Source organism: Plastoroseomonas arctica, from assembly GCF_018128965.1.
Taxonomy (GTDB): Bacteria; Pseudomonadota; Alphaproteobacteria; order Acetobacterales; family Acetobacteraceae; genus Plastoroseomonas; species Plastoroseomonas arctica.
Genome location: NZ_JAAEDH010000010.1, coordinates 52,793 through 76,256, shown reverse-complemented (window position 1 = coordinate 76,256; position 23,464 = coordinate 52,793). Strand labels below are relative to the sequence as shown.

General features: G+C 70.0%; 22 protein-coding genes. 15 read left to right on the top strand and 7 right to left on the bottom strand.

What is annotated here, in order from left to right; all coding sequences use genetic code 11:
• Positions 1–154 precede the first annotated feature (154 nt).
• Positions 155–1,075 (bottom strand): ABC transporter substrate-binding protein, encoded by a 921-nt coding sequence (locus GXW79_RS10400; RefSeq protein WP_211874323.1) that lies wholly within the window; start codon positions 1,073–1,075, stop codon positions 155–157.
• Between the two features lie 18 nt (positions 1,076–1,093).
• Positions 1,094–2,077 (bottom strand): Bug family tripartite tricarboxylate transporter substrate binding protein, encoded by a 984-nt coding sequence (locus GXW79_RS10395; RefSeq protein WP_211874322.1) that lies wholly within the window; start codon positions 2,075–2,077, stop codon positions 1,094–1,096.
• Between the two features lie 140 nt (positions 2,078–2,217).
• Here GXW79_RS10395 and GXW79_RS10390 point away from each other — a divergent pair, with 140 nt between their 5' ends.
• On the top strand, positions 2,218–3,138 hold the full coding sequence (locus GXW79_RS10390; protein WP_211874321.1) for a LysR family transcriptional regulator: 921 nt from the start codon (positions 2,218–2,220) through the stop codon (positions 3,136–3,138).
• Between the two features lie 216 nt (positions 3,139–3,354).
• Here GXW79_RS10390 and GXW79_RS10385 read toward each other — a convergent pair whose 3' ends face one another.
• Positions 3,355–4,428 (bottom strand): Bug family tripartite tricarboxylate transporter substrate binding protein, encoded by a 1,074-nt coding sequence (locus GXW79_RS10385; RefSeq protein WP_246503895.1) that lies wholly within the window; start codon positions 4,426–4,428, stop codon positions 3,355–3,357.
• 116 nt (positions 4,429–4,544) lie between these two features.
• Here GXW79_RS10385 and GXW79_RS10380 point away from each other — a divergent pair, with 116 nt between their 5' ends.
• Positions 4,545–5,300, top strand: coding sequence for a DUF3750 domain-containing protein (locus GXW79_RS10380; protein WP_211874320.1), 756 nt, complete (start codon positions 4,545–4,547; stop codon positions 5,298–5,300).
• Between the two features lie 55 nt (positions 5,301–5,355).
• On the opposite strand, the gene GXW79_RS10375 is transcribed toward GXW79_RS10380, so the two are convergent.
• Positions 5,356–6,288 carry a LysR substrate-binding domain-containing protein gene (locus GXW79_RS10375; RefSeq protein WP_211874319.1) on the bottom strand — a complete coding sequence of 311 codons (933 nt, stop codon included), beginning with the start codon at positions 6,286–6,288 and terminating at the stop codon, positions 5,356–5,358.
• A gap of 135 nt (positions 6,289–6,423) precedes the next feature.
• On the opposite strand from GXW79_RS10375, the gene GXW79_RS10370 reads away from it, so the two are divergent.
• From GXW79_RS10370 to queE, 5 genes are all read left to right on the top strand, one after another.
• Positions 6,424–7,401, top strand: a complete 978-nt coding sequence (locus tag GXW79_RS10370) for a Bug family tripartite tricarboxylate transporter substrate binding protein (RefSeq protein ID WP_211874318.1) — start codon at positions 6,424–6,426, stop codon at positions 7,399–7,401.
• Positions 7,402–7,432: 31 nt separating this feature from the next.
• Positions 7,433–8,260, top strand: coding sequence for an enoyl-CoA hydratase/isomerase family protein (locus GXW79_RS10365; protein WP_211874317.1), 828 nt, complete (start codon positions 7,433–7,435; stop codon positions 8,258–8,260).
• Positions 8,257–10,326, top strand: coding sequence for an acetate--CoA ligase family protein (locus tag GXW79_RS10360; RefSeq protein WP_211874316.1), 2,070 nt, complete (start codon positions 8,257–8,259; stop codon positions 10,324–10,326). Before GXW79_RS10365 ends, GXW79_RS10360 begins: the two co-directional genes overlap by 4 nt.
• Before the next feature lie 513 nt (positions 10,327–10,839).
• Complete coding sequence (locus GXW79_RS10355; RefSeq protein WP_211874315.1) at positions 10,840–11,412, top strand: 6-pyruvoyl trahydropterin synthase family protein; 573 nt, start codon at positions 10,840–10,842, stop codon at positions 11,410–11,412.
• The gene (gene queE, locus GXW79_RS10350) at positions 11,409–12,041 is read left to right on the top strand and encodes a 7-carboxy-7-deazaguanine synthase (protein ID WP_211874314.1); all 633 of its coding nucleotides are present in this window, start codon (positions 11,409–11,411) and stop codon (positions 12,039–12,041) included. Before GXW79_RS10355 ends, queE begins: the two co-directional genes overlap by 4 nt.
• 16 nt (positions 12,042–12,057) lie before the next feature.
• Here the strand turns inward: queE and GXW79_RS10345 are convergent, their stop codons facing one another.
• Both GXW79_RS10345 and GXW79_RS10340 read right to left on the bottom strand, forming a co-directional pair.
• Entirely contained in the window at positions 12,058–12,222 is a 165-nt protein-coding gene (locus GXW79_RS10345) for a hypothetical protein (protein ID WP_211874313.1), read from the bottom strand.
• A 124-nt stretch (positions 12,223–12,346) separates the two neighbouring features.
• A complete protein-coding gene (locus tag GXW79_RS10340) occupies positions 12,347–13,324 on the bottom strand; it encodes a Bug family tripartite tricarboxylate transporter substrate binding protein (RefSeq protein WP_211874312.1) in 978 nt (325 codons plus the stop codon).
• 112 nt (positions 13,325–13,436) lie between these two features.
• On the opposite strand from GXW79_RS10340, the gene GXW79_RS10335 reads away from it, so the two are divergent.
• Positions 13,437–14,126 carry a helix-turn-helix domain-containing protein gene (locus GXW79_RS10335; protein ID WP_211874311.1) on the top strand — a complete coding sequence of 230 codons (690 nt, stop codon included), beginning with the start codon at positions 13,437–13,439 and terminating at the stop codon, positions 14,124–14,126.
• Between the two features lie 2 nt (positions 14,127–14,128).
• On the opposite strand, the gene GXW79_RS10330 is transcribed toward GXW79_RS10335, so the two are convergent.
• Complete coding sequence (locus tag GXW79_RS10330; RefSeq protein ID WP_211874310.1) at positions 14,129–15,370, bottom strand: cation:proton antiporter; 1,242 nt, start codon at positions 15,368–15,370, stop codon at positions 14,129–14,131.
• 61 nt (positions 15,371–15,431) lie between these two features.
• Here GXW79_RS10330 and GXW79_RS10325 point away from each other — a divergent pair, with 61 nt between their 5' ends.
• The 7 genes from GXW79_RS10325 to GXW79_RS10295 are packed head-to-tail and all read left to right on the top strand — an operon-like array spanning position 15,432 to position 23,461.
• Complete coding sequence (locus tag GXW79_RS10325; RefSeq protein ID WP_211874309.1) at positions 15,432–15,608, top strand: hypothetical protein; 177 nt, start codon at positions 15,432–15,434, stop codon at positions 15,606–15,608.
• 2 nt (positions 15,609–15,610) lie between these two features.
• Entirely contained in the window at positions 15,611–15,700 is a 90-nt protein-coding gene (kdpF, locus tag GXW79_RS10320) for a K(+)-transporting ATPase subunit F (protein WP_211874308.1), read from the top strand.
• A 1-nt stretch (position 15,701) separates the two neighbouring features.
• Complete coding sequence (gene kdpA / locus GXW79_RS10315) at positions 15,702–17,399, top strand: potassium-transporting ATPase subunit KdpA (protein ID WP_211874307.1); 1,698 nt, start codon at positions 15,702–15,704, stop codon at positions 17,397–17,399.
• A gap of 11 nt (positions 17,400–17,410) precedes the next feature.
• Positions 17,411–19,441 (top strand): potassium-transporting ATPase subunit KdpB, encoded by a 2,031-nt coding sequence (gene kdpB, locus GXW79_RS10310; protein WP_211874306.1) that lies wholly within the window; start codon positions 17,411–17,413, stop codon positions 19,439–19,441.
• Between the two features lie 3 nt (positions 19,442–19,444).
• A complete protein-coding gene (gene kdpC, locus GXW79_RS10305) occupies positions 19,445–20,032 on the top strand; it encodes a potassium-transporting ATPase subunit KdpC (RefSeq protein ID WP_211874305.1) in 588 nt (195 codons plus the stop codon).
• 55 nt (positions 20,033–20,087) lie between these two features.
• The gene (locus GXW79_RS21625) at positions 20,088–22,775 is read left to right on the top strand and encodes a sensor histidine kinase (protein ID WP_211874304.1); all 2,688 of its coding nucleotides are present in this window, start codon (positions 20,088–20,090) and stop codon (positions 22,773–22,775) included.
• Entirely contained in the window at positions 22,772–23,461 is a 690-nt protein-coding gene (locus GXW79_RS10295; RefSeq protein WP_211874303.1) for a response regulator, read from the top strand. The genes GXW79_RS21625 and GXW79_RS10295 overlap by 4 nt, the downstream gene beginning before the upstream one ends.
• The last annotated feature ends 3 nt before the right edge of the window (positions 23,462–23,464 follow it).

The window sequence follows — 23,464 nt, the reverse complement described above, 5'->3', positions numbered from 1 at the left end:
TTCGAACCCCACTTGCCCGAATCGGTAATTCTGGAGCGAACACTTTGGTACGGACCGCTCAAGCAGCCGCGCACGCCCGCCCTCACCAAGTTGCCACGGTCGCTATCTTCGAACCACGATCGTCGGTCTCCGCGACGATGGGTGATGCGGGGCTTCATGTGATGCCCTGTACGGCTCGCGCGCCGAGTTCAGGCGGGATCGTGACCCCGATTTCCCTTGCCACCGCGAGATTCACGACCAGCTCCGGTTCGAAGACGCGCGCGACCGGTATCTCCCCCGGGCGCTCACCCTTCAGCACCCGGTCAATCATCTCGGACATCCGCCGCACGGCAGTGGCGAAACTCGTACCGTGTGCCAGCAATGGCCCAAACCTTGCCCCATCCCGCGCAATGATGGTCGGCAAGCGAGCCGCCCGGGCCGAGGCGGCGATATAGGCCCCATGCGTGTTCACGATCGGCACCCCAAGTGCCACCAGCGCGTCGGCACCCGCATCCCGCATCGCAGAAAAGACACTCTCCAAGTCTTCGGGGCTGCGCGGCAGATGCAGTTGGGCCTGCATGCCCAGCGCTTTTGCTGCGGCGCAAGCCGCGCGAGGCAGTGCGTCAGGTGCGCCTCCATCGCCCAGGATTGCGATGCGTTGAAGATTCGGGATGACTTTTCTGAGCAGCAGAAGCTCTTCCCGCGCCTGGGACGGATCAAAATTGGTGACGCCCGTCGCGTTGCCTCCGGGACGCTCGGCATTCGCGACCAGGCCGACAGCGACCGGATCCACGACTACCGCGAAGATGATGGGCAGGTGGGATGCCACCTGCTGGGCCACGCGGCAGTGCACGGCACCGACGGCGGCGATGATGTCGACCGGCAGCGCGGCAAGCTCGGCCGCGAGCCGGGGCAACCGATCTAGGCGGCCTTCGGCGAAGCGCGCCTCGATGGCGATGGTCTTGCCGTCGATAAGCCCGAGTGCCTCAAGGCCATCGCGCAGCGCCGCGTAGTTCGGATGCGCTGCATCGTCGGTCAGAAGAACCCCGATCCGTGCCACTGAACCCGTCTTTGGCAAAGCACTGCTGTTCTTCATGGTACCGCCCACACCCTCTCAATCCACCCGGACGCCAGCCGCACGCACCACCCGGCCCCACTTTTCGGTCTCCTCGGCGATCAGTCTGCCGAGGTCGGCCGGCGTGCCTGGCATGGGCGTTGCTCCGAGGTTGGCGAACTGCGCCGCCAACCCGGGATCGGCGAGGCCGGTGTTGGTCTCGCGATTCAGCCGTTCAACGACTGCGGCAGGTGTGCCCTGCGGGGCACCGACGCCATACCAGGTACTCGCCTCGTAGCCGGGCAAGAACTCGGCCAGCACAGGGGTACCCGCCAGTGCGTCCGAGCGGGTGGTGGTCGTGACTGCCAATGCGCGCAGAGCGCCGCCGCGAATGTGCGCGACCACCGAAGGCACTGCGTCGAACATCACCTGCACGGCTTGGCCACCAAGCAGATCGGTCAGCGCCGGCGCTGATCCCCGATACGGTACGTGGAGCAGGTCGATGCCGGCCATCATCTTGAACAGTTCGCCGGAGACGTGCTGCGGCGTGCCGTTGCCCGCGGAGGCCATGGCGAGCGGGTGAGACCTGCTCCTTGCGTGCGCGATGAAGTCCGGAACCGTTGCAACCGGGACCGAGGGATGCACCACCATCACGAGGGGAACCCGCACGAGGCCGGCGACGGGCGCGATGTCGCGGGCGAAGTCGAAGGGAAGCTGCCTGTAGAGTGCCCCGTTGATCGTGTTCACCGGGCCGCAGATGAGAAGCGTGTGCCCGTCGGGCGGGGCGCGGACGACGGCTTCGGTGCCGAGATTGCCGCCGGCGCCCGGACGGTTCTCGACGATGACGGGCTGGCCGAGCCGCGCGGCAAGCCACCCGCTCAGGAGGCGCGCCACGATATCCATCGGCCCGCCAGGGGCAAAGCCGGAGATCAGGCGAACCGGGCGCGATGGGTAGGTTCCGGCACGCGCTGCACGCGGGAGGATGAGCGGCGGCGTGAAGCTGGCGACTGTGCTCTGCACGAGAGTTCGGCGAAGTAGATCCATGATGTGGCTCCTCGCATGTCAGTGGTTCACCGGCGGCAATGCTGCGGCGACGGGAACCCGGTGTGACGCGTTTCTACCATCGCGCTCGATAGATCGGCCACAATGGGCAAACCTCGAAACCCATACACAGGACATATGGCATGGAGCTCCGTCACCTCCGCTATTTCGTCGCCGTCGCCGAGGAGGGGCACATCACCCGCGCCGCCGAGCGGCTCGGCATCCAGCAGCCGCCGCTCAGCCATCAGATCCGGGCGCTCGAGCGCGAACTCGGGGTCCAGCTGTTTCGCCGGCTGCCGCGCGGCGTCCAACTGACCGAAGCCGGCCGCGGCTTCATCGAGGATGCGCGCGCCGCCCTGGCGCGCGTTGAACAGGGGGTCCAGGCTGCAAAGCGGGCCGCCCGCGGCGAGCAGGGCCATCTCCGGCTTTCGGTTCCGCCGACGGCGCCGTTCCACCCCTTCGTACCGCAGGTCATCCTGGCCTTCCGCGCGGCCTACCCGATGGTCTCCCTCACGATGGAGGAGAGCCTCCGCAAGGAGACCTTGGAGCAGTTGCGAGGCGGGCAGATGGACGTGGCCTTCATCCGAGCGTCCATCGCCGCGCCGGAGGCTCTCGTGATCTATCCGCTACTGGAGGAGCCCATGGTGGCCGCGCTACCGAGCGGACACCCCCTGGCCGGGAGCGGGGACAGCCAGGATACCGCGCTGCCCTTGCGTGCGCTCGCCGGCGAGACCTTCATCGCCTATGCGCGCGACCAGGGGCCGGCCCTTTACGAGGCAATGGCCGCAGCGTGCCTTCGGGCCGGCTTCGGCCTGCAGATCGGCCTAGAGGCGCCGCGCATCAGCACCGCGCTGAGCCTTGTGGCCACCGGCTTCGGCGTCACGCTGGTTCCGGCGTCCATGCGGCGCATGAAGCTGGAGGGCGTGACCTACCGGGACCTTGCGGGCGCTGCGCAGGCAAAGGCCTTCCTCAGCATCGCTGCGCGTCGCGATGATCTTTCAGGAATTGTACGGCACTTCGTGAGCCTGGTCCGCCGTGCTGCGAGGGATCGGGCGCCGCGCTGAACCAGCCCAGAATCGAGTGTGCGCCGTCAGGTAGGCACTGGAGCGCAAATGCGCCACATACGCCTTCAGATAAGGTTGTATTCCGGTTCCAACCGCTGCTCCAGTTGGTTTTCCAAGCCTTGTCGTTCCTGCCCGCCAGCAGACCTAGCACGCAAAAGGTTATGGCGTCTGCACCAGCGCCGCCTAGAAGGCTGGGTGCCGGTGACCAAGCGACGCCTAGTCCAGTGTCGCTCCGGAGATTTCCACCAGGCGCTGCCACACCCTCTCCTGCTCCATGATGTATGTGCCGTAGGCCGCTGGCGTATCGTCGGCGATCGGGGTGAAGCCGATGGGCTCCATGCGCTGCCGAAAGGCGTCGGAGCGCACGATCTGCGTGATGCCGCGATGCAGAATCTGGATGCGATCGGCAGGCGTGCCGCTCGGTGCGTTGATGCCATACCAGCTTTGCATGTCGATATTGGACTCGGGCAGCAGCTCCTTCATCCCGGGCACGTCGCGCAGCTCCGGGACATAGGTGATGCGCTCGGCGCTCCCAACGGCGAGAGGACGGAACTTGCCCTCGCGCACATTGGGCATCGCCGCAGGGATGACGTCGAACATCATGTCGATGTTGCCCGCGTAGAGATCCTGGAACGCTGGACCGCCGCCGCGATAGGGCACATGGGTGATGTCGATGCCGGCGGCGCGCTTGAGCGATTCGATCGCCAGGTGACTGACGGTTCCGGTACCCGAGGACCCCATCGTCAACCGCCCGGGTTCGCGCTTGGCGGCCGCGACGAGTTCGTCAAAACGCCGCCATGGACGGTCGGAGTTTACGATCAGCAACACCGTCCCGGTCGCCACGCGCGTCACGGGCGCCAGATCCCGAACCGGGTCCAACGGCATGGACCGGCGGTAGAGGAACTTGTTGGCGCAGAGGATGGAGGCCGAGCCGAGCAGCAATGTATGGCCATCCTTCTCGGCCTTGGCGACGAGATCCGCGCCGAGGTTGCCGCCGGCCCCACCGCGGTTCTCCACCACGATGTTCTGCCCGAGGCTGGCCTGCAGCCGCTCCCCGAGGAAGCGGCCCGTCAGATCCACGGCTCCGCCCGGCGCGAAGGGCACAACCAGGCGGATCGGACGGGTGGGGAAGCCTGGCGCCTGACCGTGGGCGGCGGACAGGGCGGGAACTGCGAGGGCAGCGGCCCCGAACAAACGACGACTGATCATCTGCGTATCTCCGATGGCGCTGCAAGCCGGTCTGAGCCTTGAGCCCGAACCCACGGTCACGCCCGGTGGCGCGACGGTCAAGACCGGAGGCGCTTTTCAGACGAAGCCTGGCCGACCACCGTCGATCGGCGGAGACCAGGGGCTTCGATACGCATGCCTTGTGCCCGGGTGCGACTTGCGACAGACATTTTCGACAGATGATCTCGCCCCGCTTCGTTCTCGCCCTTTTGGGGCTCCTCATTCTCCTCCCGGTTGCCATCGCAGCCGTCCTGCACCAGGCGAAGGCCACGGGCGAAGACTGGAGCCGGGCAGATCGGTCGAGCATCGGCCACCTCCCGCCGGCGGCAGGGCACCCGGCCGCGGTCGTGCGCGTCTTCGCAGCGCCCGCGGTGCGCTGGCGAGGCATCGTCGCGGTCCATAGCTGGATCGTCTTCAAGCCGGAGGGAGCCGCCAGCTACACACGCTACGATTACACCGCATGGGGTGATCCGGTTCGGATGAATGGCTTCACATCCGATGGGCGTTGGTTTGGCGGCACGCCGGACATCGTCTTCGCCACGGACGGCGCCGCAGCCGCGGCGATGATCCCGCGGATGCAGAATGCCATCGACACCTATGCCTGGCGCCAGCTTGGCGACTACCGCGCCTGGCCTGGCCCCAACTCCAACACCTTCGTCGCCGCCATCCTCGACGCGGTGCCCGAGGCCGGGGCGGTGTTGCCCCCCAACGCGATCGGCAAGGACTACCCGTATGACGGACGCTGGCTTCGGGCGACAGCGTCAGGAACGGGACTGCGGTTGAGCCTCGGCGGCTACGTCGGTCTGACGCTGGCCTGGGTGGAGGGGCTCGAAATCAACCTCCTGGGCGCGGTGATTGGCGTGGATATCCGCCGTCCGGCCATCAAGCTTCCAGGCCTCGGCCGCCTTGGAGTGCCGGTACAGGCTTCGCCGTGAGGCCGCTGCAGCGACGGGGTGGTGCCAACACCCTCGCGACCGCGCGGAGCATAGGTCAGCCGGCGCGGCGGCGCCCGGAGCCCACTGTCTTCCTTTGGCGCAGCGGCGCGGACGCCGCGCCGGGTTCAACGATGGCCTCACGTGACAGCCACTCGGCGAAGATCTGCAGGGCGGGCACGATCCGGCCCTGCGGCAGGATCAACCAGTAGCAGTCGCCCGCCAGCACGCCTTCGCCGGCGAGTGCCTTCAGCCGTCCCGCCCGCACCTCCTCCTGCACGAAGACCGGCGGGCAGATGACCGTGCCCAGCCCCTCAAGCGCGGCCTGGATGGCCAGGGTCGTGCTTTCGAAGAGCAGCGGCGCCGCTCCCGCAGCCATGCCCGCATGCTGGTGCCAGAGGCGCCAGTCATCGGCGCGCACCGTGCTGCCGAGAAGGCGCCCCGGCAGGGCCGCACCCCGCTTCCAGCCCTTCGCCAGTGCCGGTGCTGCGAAGGGCGCGATGCGGACCGGCTGCAGGCGGCGCGCAGCCGGCGCGGGCGGATTGTTAATCGGCGCGGTCCGGATCGCGGCGTCCAGACCTTCGCGCGCCAGGTCGATCGGCGAAATCGAGGTCGAGACCTCCACCTCAATGCCCGGGTGCTCCTTCGCGAAGGCCGGCAGGCGCGGGATCAGCCAGCGCAGCGCCCATGTCGTGTAGGCGCGGATGCGCAGCGGCGCGTCCTGCGCACGCACGGTCCGTGTCGCCGCCTCCAGCGTGGCGAAGCCGTCGCGCAGGTCGCGCGCGAAGCGCTCGCCGGCCTCCGTCAGGCGCAGAGCGTTGGAACTGCGCCGCACCAGGGCGCAGCCGAGCTCCGCCTCCAGCTCCCGCACACGCCGACTCACGGCCGGCTGCGTCACCTTCATCGCCGCGGCCGCACCCGTGATGCTCCCGGTCTCCGCGATGAGGTGGAAGACCCAGAGGCTCTCGAGCGGAAGGACGCTGCGCGGCATGGGTTTACCCTAACACGGCGTTGGGGTGCGGCCAGAAACTCTTGGGCTTACCGGGTCGCCCTGCCTGGTGGCAGGTGACGCCATCACGCGGTCCGCCGAACGGCCGCGACAAGCAAATCTGGAGAGAACGCGAACATGCGCCGCCGCACCGCCCTGGCTCTCATCCCGGCCCTTTGCGTGCCGCCCGCCCGCCGGGCCGCGGCGCAGGCGACCTTCCCCGATCGTCCGCTGCGCATGGTCATTCCCTTCACCGCCGGCGGCAGCAACGACATCGTCGGCCGTATGATCGCCGAAGGCATGGGCACCCGCCTCGGCCAGTCCGTGATCGTGGAGAATCGCGGCGGCGCCGGCGGCGTGATCGGCAGCGAAGCCGTCGCTCGCGCCCCAAAGGATGGCTACACCTTCCTGCTCGGCGGCAGCGGCAGCTTCCTCATCAGCTCCCTGGTGCAGCCGCGCGTCCCCTACGACATCATCCGCGACTTCGCCCCCATCGGCTTCATCGGCGCCGCCCCCGCGGTGATCGCGGTCAACCCGCGCGTGGCAGCGACGACGCTGGCCGAACTGCGGGGCCTGGCACGCAGCGGCGGCACGCCCGTGTCCTACGCAAGCCCCGGCGTGGGCACAACGGGCCACCTGCTCGGCGCGCTGATGGCCCAGGTCTTCGGCGCGGAGATGGACCATGTTCCCTATCGCGGCACCGGCCCCGCGATGACGGACGTGATCGCCGGGCGCGTGCAGGTCATCACCAACGCCGCGGCTCCTTTCCTGCCGCACATCGCCGCAGGCACGCTGCGCGCGCTCGCCGTCGCTTCGCCTCGGCGCCTGGCCATCCTGCCGGACGTGCCGACCACGGCAGAGGCGGGCTTCCCGGACATCCTCTCGGCCACCTGGTACGGCCTGCTCGCCCCTGCCGGCACGCCGCCCGATCGCATCGCGACGCTGCACGCGGCACTCGCCGCGACGCTTGCGGATGGGTCCGTGCAGCGCCGCCTGGCGGAGGAAGGTGCCGAGGTCGAGCCCAGCCCGCAGCCGGCGGACTTCGGCCGCTACATCGCCGAGGACCGCGCGCGCTGGCAGCAGGTCGTCACCCGCACGAACATCCGCGCCGAATGACCTGCACCGCAACTCATCGAGGACAAACGCCATGACCGAGACTTCCCAGCCGACCGACGCCATCCTGCTGCAGGCCGACGGTCCGGTGGCCGTGTTGACGCTCAACCGACCCGCCGCGCGCAATGCCATCGATGACGAGATGCGCGCCGACCTCATGGCCGCGCTGGACCGCGTGGCGCGCACGGATTCCATCAAGGCTCTGGTCGTCACCGGTGCCGGCAAGGGCTTCTGCGCCGGTGGCGACGTGAAATCCATGCAGGCGCGGCTGTCGGTGCCACCCGGCGAGGTCGCGCTGAACGGCTGGCGCCGGCAGCAGCGCACGCATCACGCCATTTCCCTGCTGCACGCCCTGCCCAAGCCCACCATCGCCGCCGTCAACGGGGCGGCGACGGGCCTGGGTTGCGATGTGGCACTCTGCTGCGACTTCATCGTCGCCTCCGACGCCGCGCGCTTCGCGATGACCTACATCCTGCGCGGCCTCATCCCCGATGGCGGGGGCATGTATTTCCTGCCCCGTCGCGTCGGCCTCTCGCGCGCGAAGGAGCTGATCTTCTCCGGCCGCACCGTGGAGCCGGAGGAGGCGCTGCGCCTGGGCATGATCGACCGCGTGACGAGCGCGGACGCGCTGCTGGCCGATGCCTGCGCCTGGGCCGCGGAGCTCGGCAAGGCGGCGCCGGCAGCGATCGCTCTGAGCAAGAAGATCCTCGACCAGACCTTCGAGCTCACGGTGGACCAGGTCTTCGACCTGGGCAGCCAGGCGCAGGCCATCTGCTACTCCTCCCGCGAGCATCAGGAGTCGGTCGCGTCCTTCCTCGAGGGCGTTGCCCAACGGCGTGGCGCGAAGGGAGTCACCGCATGAGCGCGATTGGGGCCCTGCTGCGCCCGCGCAGCGTCGCCGTGATCGGCGCCTCCGCCGATGCCGGCAAGATGACCGGGCGGCCGGTCGGCTACCTGCAGAAATACGGCTTCTCCGGCGCGATCTGGCCGGTCAATCCGCGCGTGGAGATGATCGCCGGCCTGCCCTGCTACCGCGACGTGGCGTCGCTGCCTGGCGCGCCGGATGCCGCCATCGTGCTGCTCGGGCCAGATCGCGCGGAAGCCGCGGTGCGCGACCTCGCGGCCAAGGGGTGCCAGGCGGCCATCGTGCTCGCCAGCGGTTACGGCGAGGCGAACGAGGATGGCGCGCGGCGCCAGGAGGCATTGAAGGAAGCGGCCGGTGCGATGCGCCTGCTGGGGCCGAACACCATTGGCCTCGTGAACCTGACCGACGGCATCATGCTCTCGGCAACCGGTGCGCTGGAGGTGGCGGACCTGCCGGCCGGCCGCATCTCTGTCGTATCGCAGAGCGGCGGCATCCTGGGCTCGCTGCTCTCGCGCGCCGCGGACCGGGGCATCGGCTTCGCCAAACTCGTCTCGACGGGCAATGAGGCCGATCTCGACAGTAGCGACCTGATCGCGGAGCTGGTCGAGGACGAAGCGACGGACGTGATCGCGGTCTACATGGAGGGTCTGCGGCGGCCGGAGGCGTTCAAGCGCGCCGCGCGCCGTGCGGCGGAACTGGGCAAGCCCATCGTGGTCTACAAGGTCGGGCGTTCGGAATCCGGCGCGCGCGCCGCGACCTCCCACACCGGCGCGCTGGCCGGCGCGGACCGCGTCTATGACGCGCTGTTCCGCCAGTTCGGCGTGATCCGCGCCGAGACCTTCAACGACCTGCTCGACATCCCCGCCGCACTGGTCGCCGGGCGGCGCATGCACGGGAACAGGGTCGCGATCCTCACCTCGACGGGCGGGGCCGGGACGCTGCTGGCCGATAATTGCGGGCTCGCCGGGATCGAGGTGCCCGCACCCGACGCGGTGACGACGGACCGGCTGGCAACGCTGCTGAACGAGGACCCGTCGGCCATCGGGCGGAACCCGGTGGACGTGACGCTGGCCGGGCTGCGCACGGACCTGTTCCGCGGGTCCATCGCCGCGCTGCTGGACAGCCCGGGCTACGATGCCGTGGTGGTGGTGATCGGCTCCTCCGCGCTCGCCACGCCCGACATCGTCGCGGGCGCCATCGAGGAATGCCAGGCGCTCAGCGACAAGCCGGTGCTGGCCTATGTCAGCCCACACGCGCCGCACATCGTGCGGCTCCTGAACGGCAAGTCGATCCCGGCCTTCGCGACACCGGAGAGCTGTGCGTCGGTGCTGCGCGCGCTCCGCCGCGCCGTTCTGCCCGAGGTCGCGGCGCCGGTGGAATTCGATCCCGCGGTGCTGGCGGGGCTGCCATCGGGGAACCTGAACGAAGCCGAGAGCAAGGCGCTCTTCGCGCGCTTCGGCGTGCCGGTGACACGCGAGCATGTGGCGGGGGATGCGAATGCTGCCGAAGCAGCGGCGCGTCAGCTCGGCGGAGAGGTGGTGCTGAAGATCCTCTCCCGCGACATCGCGCACAAAAGCGACCTTGGCGGCGTGAAGGTGGGCTTGTCGGCCGAGCAGGTCCCTCAGGCCTGCGCCACGATGCTGGAGCGGCTGAAGGCTTCCGGGGCGCCCGCTCCCGAAGGGTTCCTGGTGCAGGAGCGCATCCGTGGCGGGGTGGAGATGATCCTGGGGTTTCACCGCGATCCGCAACTCGGCCCCGTGATCCTGCTGGGCTCGGGCGGCGTCGCGGCGGAGCTGTTCCAGGACACGACGCTGCGCTTGCTGCCGATCGCCCGTACCGATGCCGAAGCGATGGTGGGGGAGTTGAAGGCAGCGCGGCTGCTGCGCGGCTACCGCGGTGCTCCGGCGGCCGATGTCCCGGCGCTGGTCGATGCGATCATGTCCTTCGCCGCCATGGCAGGTGCTGCGGGCGAGCGGCTGCTTGAGGCTGAGATCAATCCCCTCTTTGTGCTGCCCGACGGCCATGGCGTTCGGGCGGCGGATGGTCTTGCAGTGCTGCGGTGAACGATAGGCCGTTGGCCCTCCCGACCCGCCATGCTTGAAAATGGAGGGGCCAACGCTTGATGCAGGTAGCTCGCTGATGGCGCTCAATCGAGGTTCCCCGCATCGCTGCCGTCTCACGCTCGTGTGCTGCCTTTTGGTCACAGCGAACGCGGGTCGAAGACGCGTTTGAACACGCGAGGGTAGGTAAGGCGGATCAATGTGATTTCAGTATTGCGTCGGCGGCTACCTCGTTGTGAGTGACGTGCACGGTCTTATAGAACCTCGGCGCGTACTCGCCTTTGGAAATGACCCGAATTCCAGGTGCTTTGACGAGGCACCGAACGGCACCTTTTGAGCATTCCGATGCCAGCCGGATTGTTCGCGGTTCCCATTGCTGCCTCGTCCCCGCAATCTTCTGTTCCTGGCATTCGGCGCGGCGCGGGCCTATCGAAGGCGGCTTCGGCACCTCGCCGACGGCAAGCCCGGGACACGTCGCGGCCGATGAACGCCAGTCCCAGACCAGGAAAGCGGCAGATGTTCAGCCTCGTCTTCAGTCGTCGATACGCGATGGCACACCGGCTGATCGCGGGCCTGTCCGAACAATGCGCGATCCCGCACGGGCACAACGAAATCGTCACCGTGACGCTGCGCGCCGTCTCCCCAACGCATCTGGACGGCGCCGCAAACATGGTCGTGTTGTTCGAGCGCGCGAAGGGCACGTGGCACCGTTGGATCGATGAGCATGTCGATCACTCGCTCCACCTCTCCGCCGACGACCCGCTGCTCGATTGGTTCGCCGCGCGGGAGCCGCATCGCCTTGCGCGCATTCTCGTGACGCCGGGCGATCCTACGACGGAGGTTCTGGCCGCGTGCATGATGGCGAAGCTCAACGCGTTCCTCGCGGCCGATGGCGGGCTTCTGGTCTGTGCGTCGATCAGCGTGGACGAGACGCCAACCAACAGGGTGACCTTCGACGGAGACCCCGCGGCCGCGCTGCCCAGACCGCTGCTGGAGAATCCGTGGTGGACGCGTGCCGACATGAGCATCAGCGATCTCGACGCGCTGGCTCCCGCCGCCGCGAACCTCCACGGCGACGCGCTGCGATGAGCTATGCGGTCAAGGAGATCTTCTACACGTTGCAGGGGGAAGGCGCGCAGGCGGGCAGGCCCGCTGTCTTCTGCCGCTTCGCAGGCTGCAACCTCTGGTCCGGCCGCGAAGAGGACAGGGCGGGGGCGGTCTGCAGCTTCTGCGACACCGACTTCGTGGGCACCGATGGGACGATGGGTGGCCGCTACCCCGATGCGCGCACGCTCGCCGATGCCGTCGCGGCTCATTGGCCAGGCGGAGGAACGCCCTTCGTGGTCTGCACGGGCGGCGAACCGCTGCTGCAACTGGACGATGCCCTCGTCGCCGCGTTCCATGAACGCGGCTTCGAGATCGCGGTTGAGACGAACGGCACGATCGCGCCGGCACCCGACGGGATCGACTGGGTCTGTGTGAGCCCGAAGGCGGGGGCGCCGCTTCGGCTGCTCCACGGCGATGAATTGAAGCTTGTCGTGCCGCAGGCAGGCATGGAGCTGGAGGCGCTCGAGCAACTCCGCTTCAAGCGCTTTTCGCTCCAGCCCATGGACGGTCCGGCGGCCGGCGAAAACCTCCAGGCGGCGCTCGAAACGTGCCTGCGGCGGCCAAGGTGGCAACTCAGCCTGCAGACGCACAAGCTGCTCGGGATCCGCTGACCCGAGACCGCGGCGCTCAGCCGGCGGGGGTCGCCGCGGCCACCTGGCTGACCTGACCCTGGATCACCGTGATCGCGTTGGGGTTCTGCAGGCTGCCATTGTCGGTGCGGATGCCCGCCTGCGCCGGCACCGCGGCAACCAGCAGGGTCAGGGCGAGGGCCGCGAGGGTGATGGTGCGCATGGTCGGCGTCCTTTGGATGGCGCGAGCGGTGTGGGCTCGCTGATGGAGGCTTTATGCGCGCCTCCGGTCGCGGGACGATCGCGCCCGGCCGCCTGAATTGTCGCGTCTGCTGCGCGTCCGTCGATCAGCCCGGTCGGATCCCCGCCACGCGCGCCACATCGCGCAGCCGCGGCACTTCGGCGCGAACGAAGGCATCGAACGCGGCGGGCGTGCTGCCCACCGGCACGATGCCCTGGTCGAGCAGGCGTTGGCGGAGCTCCGGCTGCGCGAGCACCCGGGCCACGTCGCGGCTGATCCCGTCCTGGATCGGCGCCGGCGTCGGCGACGGCGCAAACAGGCCCCACCAAAGATCATAGCCGAAGCCGGGGTAGCCGCTCTCCGCGACGGTCGGCAGCTGCGGCAGCACCGGCGAGCGTTGCGGCGAGCTGACCGCGAGTGCCAGCAGGTTCCCGGCCGCCATCAGCGGCAGGGCGGGCTGCAGGGACGAGAAGGTGAAATCGATCCGCCCGGCCATGGTCTCGGTCAACGCCTCGGGCGTGCCGCGGAACGGGATGTGCGTCGCCTCGATGCCGGTGCTCTGCTTGAACATCTCGCCGGTGAAGTGGAGCCCGCCACCGACACCGGCCGAGCCGAAGCTGAGCCCGCCGGCGCGCGAGCGGCCGAGCGCCACGAGGGCCGCCACCGAGCGTATGCCGAGGCCAGGCCCGACGACCAGCACGCTCGGGCTGCTCGCGACCTGGGACACGCGGGCGAAGTCTCGCAGCGTGTCGTAGGCCAGCTGCTCGCCATAGACCGCAGCGCTGACGACGTGCCCGTCCGAATGCAGCATCAGCGTGTGCCCATCGGCCGGCGAGCGGAGCAGAAGCTGCCCGGCGACCTGCCCGGCGCCGCCGGCGTGGTTCTCGACCACCACGGGCCTGCCCCATGTCTCCGCCAGCTTCTGCGCCACCATGCGGGCGAGAAGGTCGGCCTGGCTGCCTGCCGAGAGCGGCGTGATGATGCGGACGGCGCGCGCCGGGAAGTCCTGGGCGCGTACCGGTGGCGCGGCGAGCCCCGGGATCAGGGTGGCGAGGCCAATGCAGGCCCGCCTCGAGATGGACATGTCACGCATCATGCCGCGCGTCTCCAATGCGATCCCTGGATGACACACGGTGTCCTATCGATACGGCTTGTGTCAAGGAAAACGGGCGCCCGCGGCCGCGGGCCGCTTGCCAATGATCGTGCAAGCCGCCATCTATCGCGCCATGCAAGCCGCGCCTCAGGCCCCGGGCCACCCGCATGCCTTCTGGCGCATGAAGCGCCTGCGCGAGGCCAACGGCATCACGCTTGAGGCGCTCGCCACCCGATCGGGCCTCACGAAATCCTACCTCTCGAAGGTCGAGCGCGGCGTCTCGGTGCCCTCCATCGCCTCCGCCCTCAAGATCGCCGATGCGTTCGGCTGCGGCATCGGCACGCTGTTCGGCGCGGATGACGCGGCGCCCGACATCACGCTGGTGCGGCGCGGGGAGCGGACTCCGTTCAATCGCCGTGGGCAGTCATCGGGCCATCGCTACGAGGCCATCGCGCTGGCGCGCTCGCACGGGCTGTTCGAGGCATTCGTGGACCACCCGCCATTCGAGGCGCCGCCCGGCTACAAGCCCGCCGAACATCGCGGCCAGGAGATGATCTTCGCCCTCAAGGGCCGCGTCGTGGTGAATTTCCCGCACCGTGAGGTGCGGCTGGGGCCGGGCGACGCGCTGCTGTTCAGCGGCCACATGCCCCATGTCGTGCTCTCGCAGCCGCCGCACCCGGCGGAGATCCTCGTCATCGTCACCGCCGATGCGCAGGCGGCGGAGACGCCGCACCACCGCAACGGGGCCGAGCCGCCGGCCCCTGCGCGGCGAGCGCGACCGACGAGGGCCTGACCTCAGACCTCCTGCCGCTCCACCGCCGAAGGCAGCGTCTCCTCGCGCAGCACCAGCGCACGGGTGACCGGCGCGGTGACCAGCGTGCAGATCACCGCCATCACCACCAGCGCGGAGAACACCTGCGTGCCCATCAGCCCGGCATCGTAGAGCACCGCGAGCACCACGACCTCCATCAGCCCCTTGGTCTGCATCAGTGTGCCGAGCGCCGCCGCGTCGCGCCACGACCAGCCGGCCTGGCGTGCCGGCAGCGCCACGCCCACGACCTTGCCCAGGATGGTCGCGGCGGTGGCGAGCAGCGTCACCGCGAGGAAGCTCGCCGATGACGGGTCGACCATCGCCTTGAGGCCCGACGACATGAAGAAGAAGGGCAGCAGCAGCGTCACGGTCAGTGGCTCGATCTCGCGGATGAGCGCGTCGCGCGCGGCGGCCGGGATGACCAGCCCGGCCGCGAATCCGCCGATGATGTAGCCGATGCCGATGGCCTCGGCACTCGCCGACGCGCCGAGCATCACCGCGATGCCGAGCGGTAGCAGCCAGTGCCGCCGCGCCTCGGCGCGCGCCACATGCGCGAGCGCCGGGCGGATGATGAAGACCAGGACCGCGCCCCAGATCGCGCAAGCGAGCGCGATTTCGAGAAGCCCGGCGCCATCCTCGGCGACCAGGGTCAGCAGCACCGCGAGCACCAGCCAAAGTGCGGCGTCGTTCATCGCCGCCAGCGCCAGCCCCGTCTGGCCGAGCCGCGTGCCGATCAGCCCGAGCTCCTTGAGGATGGCGGCCAGCACCGGCAGCGCGGTCACCGCGATGCAGACCGAGAAGGCCACGACGAAACCGGCGTGCCCACCCCGATTCCCCACCGCATCCGGCACCACGAGGGCGACCCAGGCGGCGAGCGCAGCGCCCAGTATTGCGGGCAGCGCGAAAGAGCCGATTGCCATGCCGGCGAAGCCCCGCACCCGTCCGCGCAGCTGCCCCAGCTCCAGATGCATCCCCGAGACGAACACGAACAGCAGCACCCCGATCGCCGAAAGGCCCTGGATGGAGGCGAGCACCGGCGCCGTGAACACCGCCGCGTGCCACTCCGGCGCGACCCGCCCGAACAGTGAGGGCCCGAGCGCGATGCCCGCCATGATCTGGATCACCGCCAGCGGTGCGACGCGACGCAGCGCCTCGATCCGCCACAGCGCCCAGGGAACCAGGACGAGGAGTGCCGCCAGGATCAGCAGGCCGACTTTCGAGCTCATGGTGCCACTCGGATGTGAGGGCGTCAGTTTCCCCGGATTGCCCGCGCGCGACTAGCTCCCCTTGCGGATCCCTTACGCGGGCCAGGCCGGATCCGCACAGCGCCGCGACGCCCGCGCGCGGCATTGTCCGGCCGGATGCAATGGGAATTGGGACATGCTGGATATCGTTCTGCTGCTCGGCGGGCTCGGCCTCTTCGCCGTGCTCGGCCTCTACGTGCGCGCCTGCGGGCAGGTGTGACCATGGGCATCGACCTTTGGCTCGGCGGCGCCGTCGCGGCGGGCCTTCTCGGCTACCTCCTCTGGGCCCTGCTGCGGCCTGAAAGCCTCTGACATGACGATCATCGGATGGGTGCAGATCGCACTCGTGCTCGGCTGCGCGCTGCTGTTGGCGGTGCCGGTCGGGCAATGGCTCGCGGCCCTGGCGAATGGGCGGCTCGGCGCACTCGCGGGCGTGGACAACGCCGTCCTGCGCGCGGCCGGCGTGGATCCCGCGCGCGGGCAGGGCTGGCAGGCCTACCTCATGGCTATGCTGGCCTTCCACGCGGCCGGCTTCGTGCTGCTCTACGCGATGCTGCGCCTGCAGGGCGTGCTGCCGCTGAACCCGCAGGGGTTTGACGGCATCCCGCCCTACCTGGCGTTCAACACGGCGGTGTCCTTCATCACCAACACCAACTGGCAGGCCTATTCGGGCGAGGCGGCGATGTCGCACTTCAGCCAGATGGCCGGCCTCGCGGTGCAGAACTTCCTCTCCGCCGCCTCGGGCATTGCGCTGGCCTTCGCGGTCATCCGCGCCTTCGCCGCCGGTGGCGTGAAGCAGCTGGGCAATTTCTGGGCGGACATCTCCCGCGTGACGCTGTGGCTGCTGCTGCCGGGCGCCATCATCGCCGGCTTCCTGTTCATCGCCATGGGCGTGCCGCAGACGCTGGAGGCGAGTGCGACAGCGACGACGCTGGGCGGCGCCGAGCAGGTGATCCCGTTCGGCCCGGTCGCCTTCCAGCTCGCGATCAAGCATTTCGGCACCAATGGCGGCGGCTTCTTCGGCGTCAATTCGCTGCACCCGTTCGAGGGCCCTTCGGCGCTCGCCACCAGCCTGCAAATCATCTTGCAGGTCGTGATCCCGTTCGGCCTGTGCCTCACCTTCGGCCGCATCGTGGGCGACAGGCGGCAAGGTGTCGCGCTGCTCGCGGTGATGGTGGGTTTCGTCCTGGTGGCCACGCTGGGCATCTACGCTGCCGAGGCCGGCGGCAACCCGCTGCATATCGCCGCCGGCGTTTCCCCGCTCCAGGGCAATATGGAGGGCAAGGATCTGCGCTTCGGCCAGGCTTTGGCTGCTTTGTTCACCGCCACGACGACGGGTGCGAGCTGCGGTGCGGTGAACGCCATGATCGACAGCTTTACCCCGCTCGGTGGCATGGTGCCGCTGTTCCTGATCCAGCTTGGCGAAGTGCTGCCCGGCGGCGTCGGGTCGGGGCTCTACGGCATCCTGATCTTCGCGCTGCTGGCGGTGTTCGTCGCCGGGTTGATGGTCGGGCGCACGCCGGAATACCTGGGCAAGAAGGTGCAGGCGCGCGAGGTGAAGCTCGCGATGCTCGCGGTGCTCGTGTTGCCGGCGGTGATCCTGGGTCTTACCGCGACCTCGCTGGTGCTGCCGGTGGCGATCGCCTCGCTCCAGGATGCCGGGCCGCATGGGCTGAGCGAGATGCTCTACGCCTATACCTCGGCCGCGGGGAACAACGGCTCGGCCTTCGGTGGCCTCACCGCGGACACGCCCTGGCTGAACGTGACGCTGGCCATCGCGATGGTTCTCGGCCGCTTCGCCTTCGTCATTCCGGTGCTCGCCATCGCCGGCAGCCTGGCAGCGAAGCCGCGTACGCCCGAAGGGCCGGGCACCCTGCCAACCCATGGCCCGCTGTTCATCGGGCTGCTGGCCGGCGTGATCCTCATCCTGGGCGGGCTGCAATACCTGCCCTCCCTCGCCCTCGGCCCGATCGCGGAGCACGTCTCCATGATCGCCGGCACGACCTTCTGAAGGCCCGAACGATGCAAACCTCCGCCCCGGCGCTGTTCGACAGCGCCATCATCCGCCAGGCGTCGCTCGACGCGGTGAAGAAGCTCAACCCGGCGCGGCTGATCCGCAACCCGGTCATCTTCACCACCGAGATCGTCTCCATCCTGGTCACCCTGCTCGCCATCCGCGCCGCCGGCGCGGGCGAGCCCTACGGCTTCCAGCTGGGTGTCGCCGCCTGGCTGTGGATGACCGTACTCTTCGCGACCTTCGCGGAAGCCGTCGCGGAAGGGCGCGGCAAGGCGCGCGCCGCCTCGCTGCGCGCCTCGCGCGGGGATACCATGGCGCGCTGGGTGCCGAACCCGGATGATCTCGCCATCGTGGCACCGCGCGCGGCGGCCGAGCTCAAGCGCGGCGACCACGTGCTGGTCGAGGCGGGCGAGATCATCCCCTCCGATGGCGAGGTGGTGCAGGGCATCGCATCGGTGAACGAAAGTGCCGTCACGGGTGAGAGCGCGCCGGTGATCCGCGAGGCCGGCGGCGACCGCAGTGCCGTCACGGGCGGCACGCTAGTTGTGAGCGACCGCATTGTGGTCCGCATCACCGCGGAAGCGGGCGGCACCTTCCTCGACCGCATGATCGCGATGGTCGAGGGCGCTTCGCGCCAGAAGACGCCCAACGAGATCGCGCTGGATATCTTGTTGGCGGGGATGACGATCATCTTCCTGATCGCGGTCGTCACGCTGGTGGGCTTCGCCAGCTACAGCGGCTCCGCGCCGTCGGTCGTGGTGCTGGCGGCCCTGCTGGTGACGCTGATCCCGACCACCATCGGCGGGCTGCTCTCGGCCATTGGAATCGCGGGCATGGACCGGCTGGTGCGGTTCAACGTGCTGGCCACGTCCGGGCGTGCGGTCGAAGCCGCGGGCGACGTCGACGTGCTGCTGCTCGACAAGACCGGCACCATCACCTTCGGCAATCGCCAGGCGGCCGCCTTCATCGCCGCACCCGGCGTCACCGAGGCGGAGATCGCCGAGGCCGCGGTGATCGCGAGCCTCGCCGACACCACGCCGGAGGGGCGTTCAATCCTCTCCTTCGCCAAGGAGAAATACGGCATCGACGCGCCGGTGATGCCCGCCGGTGCGCGCCCGGTGCCGTTCACCGCGCAGACCCGAATCTCCGGCATGGACATGCCCGACGGCGCCTACCGCAAGGGCGCCGTGGACAGCCTGGCAGCCTCCCTGGGCCAGCCGGTCCCCACCGAGCTCGCCGCCGGCATCGACCGCATTGCGCGCACCGGCGCGACCCCGCTGGCGGTGGCCAGGGACGGCCGCATCCTGGGCGCGATCGAGCTGAAGGACATCGTCAAGCCGGGCATCCGCGAACGCTTCGTGGAACTCCGCCGCATGGGCATCCGCACCGTCATGGTGACGGGCGATAATCGCCTGACCGCCGCGGCAATCGCGGCAGAGGCGGGCGTCGATGATTTCATCGCCGAGGCCAAGCCGCAGGATAAGCTCGACTACATCCGCAAGCAGCAGAATGAGGGCCGGCTGGTCGCCATGGCCGGCGACGGCACCAACGACGCGCCCGCCCTGGCCCAGGCCGATGTCGGGCTCGCGATGCAGACCGGCACGCAGGCGGCGCGCGAGGCCGGCAACATGGTCGACCTCGACTCCGACCCGACTAAGCTCATCGAGGTGGTGGCGATCGGCAAGCAGCTGCTCATCACCCGCGGGGCGCTCACCACCTTCTCCATCGCCAACGACGTGGCGAAATACTTCGCCATCCTGCCGGCGATCTTCGTCACGCAGTACCCGGGCCTCGCCGCGCTCAACGTCATGGGGCTCACCAGCCCGCAGAGCGCGATCCTGTCCGCGGTGATCTTCAACGCGCTGATCATCGTGGCCCTCGTGCCGCTCGCGCTGCGCGGGGTGGGCTACGCCTCGCTGGGTGCGGCCGCACTGCTGCGGCGGAACCTGCTGATCTATGGCGTGGGCGGCCTGCTCGCGCCCTTCGTCGGCATCAAGATCATCGACATCATCCTGACCCTCATCGGAGTGGCCTGAACCATGTTGCGCCCCCTTCTCTCCCTGCTGCTCGGCTTCACGCTGCTCCTCGGCGTCGCCGTGCCGCTCGGCATGACATTCGTCGCCGGTGCGGTGATGCCGGGCCAGGCCGGCGGCAGCCTCATCCGGCGCGACGGCCAGGTGGTCGGCTCCGCCCTGATTGGCCAGAATTTTTCTGATGACCGCTTCTTCCAGGGCCGGCCGTCGGCGACCTCGGCAGCGCCCTACGACGCGACGTCTTCGGCCGCATCGCAGCTTGGCCCGACCAGTGCCGCGCTGCTCACCGCCGTGACCGAGCGCGTGGCCGGTGGCCGCGACGTCCCCGCCGACGCAGCGACCGCCAGCGGCTCGGGCCTCGACCCGCACATCAGCCCGGAGAACGCCCGCGCCCAGGTGCCCCGCGTCGCGACCGCGCGCAGCCTGCCGCCGGCGCGCGTGCTGGCGTTGGTGGAGCAGGCCGTCGAGGGTCGTGAACTCGGCTTGTTCGGAGAGCCGCGCGTGAACGTGCTGCGCCTCAACCTCGCGCTCGAGGTGCAGTCGCAGGCCGTTGCCCAGGGCACGCCGGGAGGCGCGGCCCCGGTGCCACGCTGAACGCCACGAACGGCGGAGGGCCCACCCAGGGCCGCGACCGACTATAGTGCGCGGGATGCAGGACAGCGAACCCCGCCGCCCCGACCCTGATGCGCTCGTGGACCTCGCCGCGCGCGAGGGCCGGGGGCGGCTCAAGGTGTTCCTGGGCGCTGCCCCGGGCGTCGGCAAGACAGTCGAAATGCTCGCCGAGGCGCGCCGCGTGCACCAGGCTGGACAGGACGTGCTGATCGGCCTGGTCGAGACGCATGGCCGCGCCGAGACGGAATCCGCCATCGGCGACCTGCCCCGGCTGCCGCTGCGCGCCATCGCCTATCGCGGCCAGGTCATTCAGGAATTCGACCTTGACGCCGCACTCGCCAGGCGGCCTGGCATCCTGCTGCTCGACGAACTCGCCCACACCAACGCTCCGGGCAGCCGCCACCCCAAGCGCTGGCAGGATGTGGAGGAGCTGCGCGACGCCGGCATCGAGGTCTGGACCGCGGTCAACGTCCAGCACCTGGAGAGCAGCGCCGAGGCCGTCGCGCGCGTCACCGGCGTGCGGGTGGCCGAGACGGTGCCCGACGCCGTGCTGAAGGGTGCCGATGCGGTGGAGCTGGTCGACATCCCGCCCGCCGAACTGCTGGAGCGCATGCGCGCGGGGAAGATCTATCGCCCTGAGCAGGCCGAGCGTGCCATGCGCGGCTTCTTCAAGGAGGGAGCGCTGGCGGCGCTCCGCGAACTGGCGCTGCGCCGCACCGCCGACCGCGTCGACGCCGATGTCACCGCCTGGATGCGGCGCAATGCCGTCTCCGGCCCCTGGCCGGTGGGCGACCGCGTGCTGGCGCTGATCCCGGGCGGTGCCGCGGCCGAGCCCGTTCTGCAGCAGGCGCGGCGCATCGCCGATGCGCTGCACGCCCCGCTGCTTGCACTGCATGTCGAGCAGCCGGGCCAGGATGCGGACCCCGGTCCGGGGATGGCGCTCGCCCAGGCGCTGGGTGCGGAGACCGACGTCACCGCCGCAACCGACCTGCCCGCCGCGGTGCTCGCGCATGCCCGCGCGCACAATGCGACGCACATCGTGCTGGGCCGCGGCAATCCGCCCTGGTGGCGGCGCGTCCTGAGCCGCACGCTGATTGCCACCCTGGCGCGCCAGGCCGGCGAGTTCTCCCTCCACATCGTGCCAAGCCAGGCGGCGTCGCGACCCCTGGCCGTGCCGCGCACGCTGCCGGCCTGGGTCGCATGGCTGTTCCTGCCGCTTCTGGTGGGTGCCGCGACGCTGGTCTGCCTCGCACTCGACGGTGACGTGCCGGATGCCGCGTTCGGCATGGTCTATCTCTGCGCCGTTGTCGCGCTGGCCGCCCTGCTCGGGCCGATGCAGGCGGGCATCGGCGCGGTGCTCTCTTTTGCGGCGTGGAACTTCCTGTTCCTGCCGCCGCGCTACACGCTGGCGATCGCCTCGGCGCAGGATGTGCTGGGCGTGGTCGTGTTCGGTGTCGTGGCGGCCTTGCTGACCGGCACCACCGGGCGGCTCGGGCGCAATGTGCGCGCGGCGGCGGCACGGCTCGCCGCGCTGCGCCGGCTCACGGCATTGTCGCGACGACTGAACGCCCAGGCCTCGATGTCGGAACTGCAGATGGCGGTGGTGGAGGAGGCGGCGCGCATCACCGGTGGTCCCGCCTGCCTGCTGCTGCCGCTGGATGCCGCGCTCGCCGCCAGCCTGCCCGGGCATTTCGCCCCCGACGGAGCCAGCGATGGCGAGCCGGTGCTGCGCGCGGCGAGCCCGCCGGACGCGATGCCTGATGACGGCGCGATGGCCGCCGCGCGCTGGGCCCTGGCGAACGGGCGCGCCGCCGGGCGCGGCACCGCGACCTTGCCCACCAGCGCCTGGCGCTTCATCCCGCTCACCGCCTCGCGCGAGGGCAGCCCCGCCATGCTTGGCCTGCTGGGCCTGCGGCCCGAGCGCGAGGCGCCCGACCCCGAGGCGGATCGTGCGCTGGAGGCGCTGCTGGACCAGGCGGCGGTCGCGCTCGAACGCGCCCGTCTGGCCGACACCGCCGCCAATGCCCGCGCCCATGGCCAGGCCGAGGCGCTGCGCACCGCGCTGCTGACAAGCCTCGGCCATGATTTGCGCACGCCGCTCACCGCCATCCGCGGCGCCGCCGAGACGTTGCGCGTTTCCAGCGCCGCACTCACCGAGGCGACGCGGTCCGACCTGCTCACCACTATCGAGGAGGAGGCGACGCGGCTTGCGCGGTGGATGTCCGCGATCCTGGACATCGTGCGGCTCGAGACCGGGCAGGTGGTGCCGCGACGCGACCCGGTCGATCTCGGCGCCGTGCTGCGCGAGGCGGCGGCGCATGCGCGGCAGTCCTATGCGGGACGCAGCGTCACCTGCACCGTGCCGGATGGCTTGCCGAGTCCCCGCCTCGACGCCACCTTGCTCGACCGCGTGCTGGAGAATGTGTTGGACAATGCGTTGAAATACTCCGCCCCCGATGGCGCGGTGACGCTCGCCGCGCGGCGCGAGGGGCCGGACGTGATGCTCACCGTCGAGGATGAGGGGCCGGGCATCCCGGCCGCGGACCTGCCGCGCATCTTCGACGCCTTCTTCCGCGCCGCGCGCACCGATCGCGTGGTGGCCGGATCGGGGCTCGGCCTGTCGATCTGCCGTGGCCTCGTGGGGGCGATGGGCGGGCGGATCGCCGCCGAAAGCCCCGTCGCGGCTGGGCGTGGCACCCGTATCACGCTGCGCTTCCCGCAGTGACAGCGGCGCCGCTGTCCATCCTCGTCATCGACGACGAGCCGCAGATCCACCGCTTCCTCGGCCCGGCGCTGGAAGCCGCCGGCTACGCACCCTTGCGGGCCGAGACCGCGCGGGAGGGCCTGCGCCTGGCCGCTGCGCGCGGGCCGGCCTGCGTGCTGCTCGACCTCGGGCTGCCCGACATGGATGGCAAGGAGGCGCTGGCCCGGCTGCGCGCCTTCTCCGCCGTCCCCATCATCATCATCTCCGCCCGCGACCGCGAGGCGGAGAAGGTCGCGGCACTCGATGCCGGCGCCGATGACTATGTGGAGAAGCCGTTCGGACTGGCCGAGCTGCTCGCCCGGCTGCGCGCGCAGACCCGGCGCGCGTTGCTGAGCGAGGTGCCGTCGCCCATCGTCACCACCGGGCCGCTGCAGGTGGATCTGGAGCGGCGCGTCGCGCGCGTGGCCGGTGTGGAACTCTCCCTCACCCCGCGCGAATGGGACTTGCTCGCGGCGCTGGCGCGCGACCTCGGGCGGGTGGTGATGCAGCGACGTCTGCTGACCGAGGTCTGGGGTCCGGCGCATGTCGAGGACAACCAGTACCTGCGCGTCTATGTCGGCCAGCTGCGCGCCAAGCTGGGCGAGGCGGCGCGGCTGCTGCGCACCGAGCCCGGGGTCGGCTACCGGCTGCTGGAAGAGGTCGCCTGAGGC

What these genes read in the sequence shown, in the direction of transcription:
- GXW79_RS10370 (WP_211874318.1), top strand. Translation starts at nt 6,424, where the DNA reads ATGCGCCGCCGCACCGCCCTGGCTCTCATCCCGGCCCTTTGCGTGCCG.
- GXW79_RS10360 (WP_211874316.1), top strand. Translation starts at nt 8,257, where the DNA reads ATGAGCGCGATTGGGGCCCTGCTGCGCCCGCGCAGCGTCGCCGTGATC.
- kdpB (WP_211874306.1), top strand. Translation starts at nt 17,411, where the DNA reads ATGCAAACCTCCGCCCCGGCGCTGTTCGACAGCGCCATCATCCGCCAG.
- GXW79_RS10375 (WP_211874319.1), bottom strand. Translation starts at nt 6,288, where the DNA reads ATGCCGCGCAGCGTCCTTCCGCTCGAGAGCCTCTGGGTCTTCCACCTC.
- kdpF (WP_211874308.1), top strand. Translation starts at nt 15,611, where the DNA reads ATGGGCATCGACCTTTGGCTCGGCGGCGCCGTCGCGGCGGGCCTTCTC.
- queE (WP_211874314.1), top strand. Translation starts at nt 11,409, where the DNA reads ATGAGCTATGCGGTCAAGGAGATCTTCTACACGTTGCAGGGGGAAGGC.
- GXW79_RS10380 (WP_211874320.1), top strand. Translation starts at nt 4,545, where the DNA reads ATGATCTCGCCCCGCTTCGTTCTCGCCCTTTTGGGGCTCCTCATTCTC.
- GXW79_RS10345 (WP_211874313.1), bottom strand. Translation starts at nt 12,222, where the DNA reads ATGCGCACCATCACCCTCGCGGCCCTCGCCCTGACCCTGCTGGTTGCC.
- GXW79_RS10395 (WP_211874322.1), bottom strand. Translation starts at nt 2,077, where the DNA reads ATGGATCTACTTCGCCGAACTCTCGTGCAGAGCACAGTCGCCAGCTTC.
- GXW79_RS10330 (WP_211874310.1), bottom strand. Translation starts at nt 15,370, where the DNA reads ATGAGCTCGAAAGTCGGCCTGCTGATCCTGGCGGCACTCCTCGTCCTG.
- kdpA (WP_211874307.1), top strand. Translation starts at nt 15,702, where the DNA reads ATGACGATCATCGGATGGGTGCAGATCGCACTCGTGCTCGGCTGCGCG.
- GXW79_RS10355 (WP_211874315.1), top strand. Translation starts at nt 10,840, where the DNA reads ATGTTCAGCCTCGTCTTCAGTCGTCGATACGCGATGGCACACCGGCTG.
- GXW79_RS10390 (WP_211874321.1), top strand. Translation starts at nt 2,218, where the DNA reads ATGGAGCTCCGTCACCTCCGCTATTTCGTCGCCGTCGCCGAGGAGGGG.
- GXW79_RS10365 (WP_211874317.1), top strand. Translation starts at nt 7,433, where the DNA reads ATGACCGAGACTTCCCAGCCGACCGACGCCATCCTGCTGCAGGCCGAC.
- kdpC (WP_211874305.1), top strand. Translation starts at nt 19,445, where the DNA reads ATGTTGCGCCCCCTTCTCTCCCTGCTGCTCGGCTTCACGCTGCTCCTC.
- GXW79_RS10400 (WP_211874323.1), bottom strand. Translation starts at nt 1,075, where the DNA reads ATGAAGAACAGCAGTGCTTTGCCAAAGACGGGTTCAGTGGCACGGATC.
- GXW79_RS21625 (WP_211874304.1), top strand. Translation starts at nt 20,088, where the DNA reads ATGCAGGACAGCGAACCCCGCCGCCCCGACCCTGATGCGCTCGTGGAC.
- GXW79_RS10340 (WP_211874312.1), bottom strand. Translation starts at nt 13,324, where the DNA reads ATGTCCATCTCGAGGCGGGCCTGCATTGGCCTCGCCACCCTGATCCCG.
- GXW79_RS10335 (WP_211874311.1), top strand. Translation starts at nt 13,437, where the DNA reads ATGATCGTGCAAGCCGCCATCTATCGCGCCATGCAAGCCGCGCCTCAG.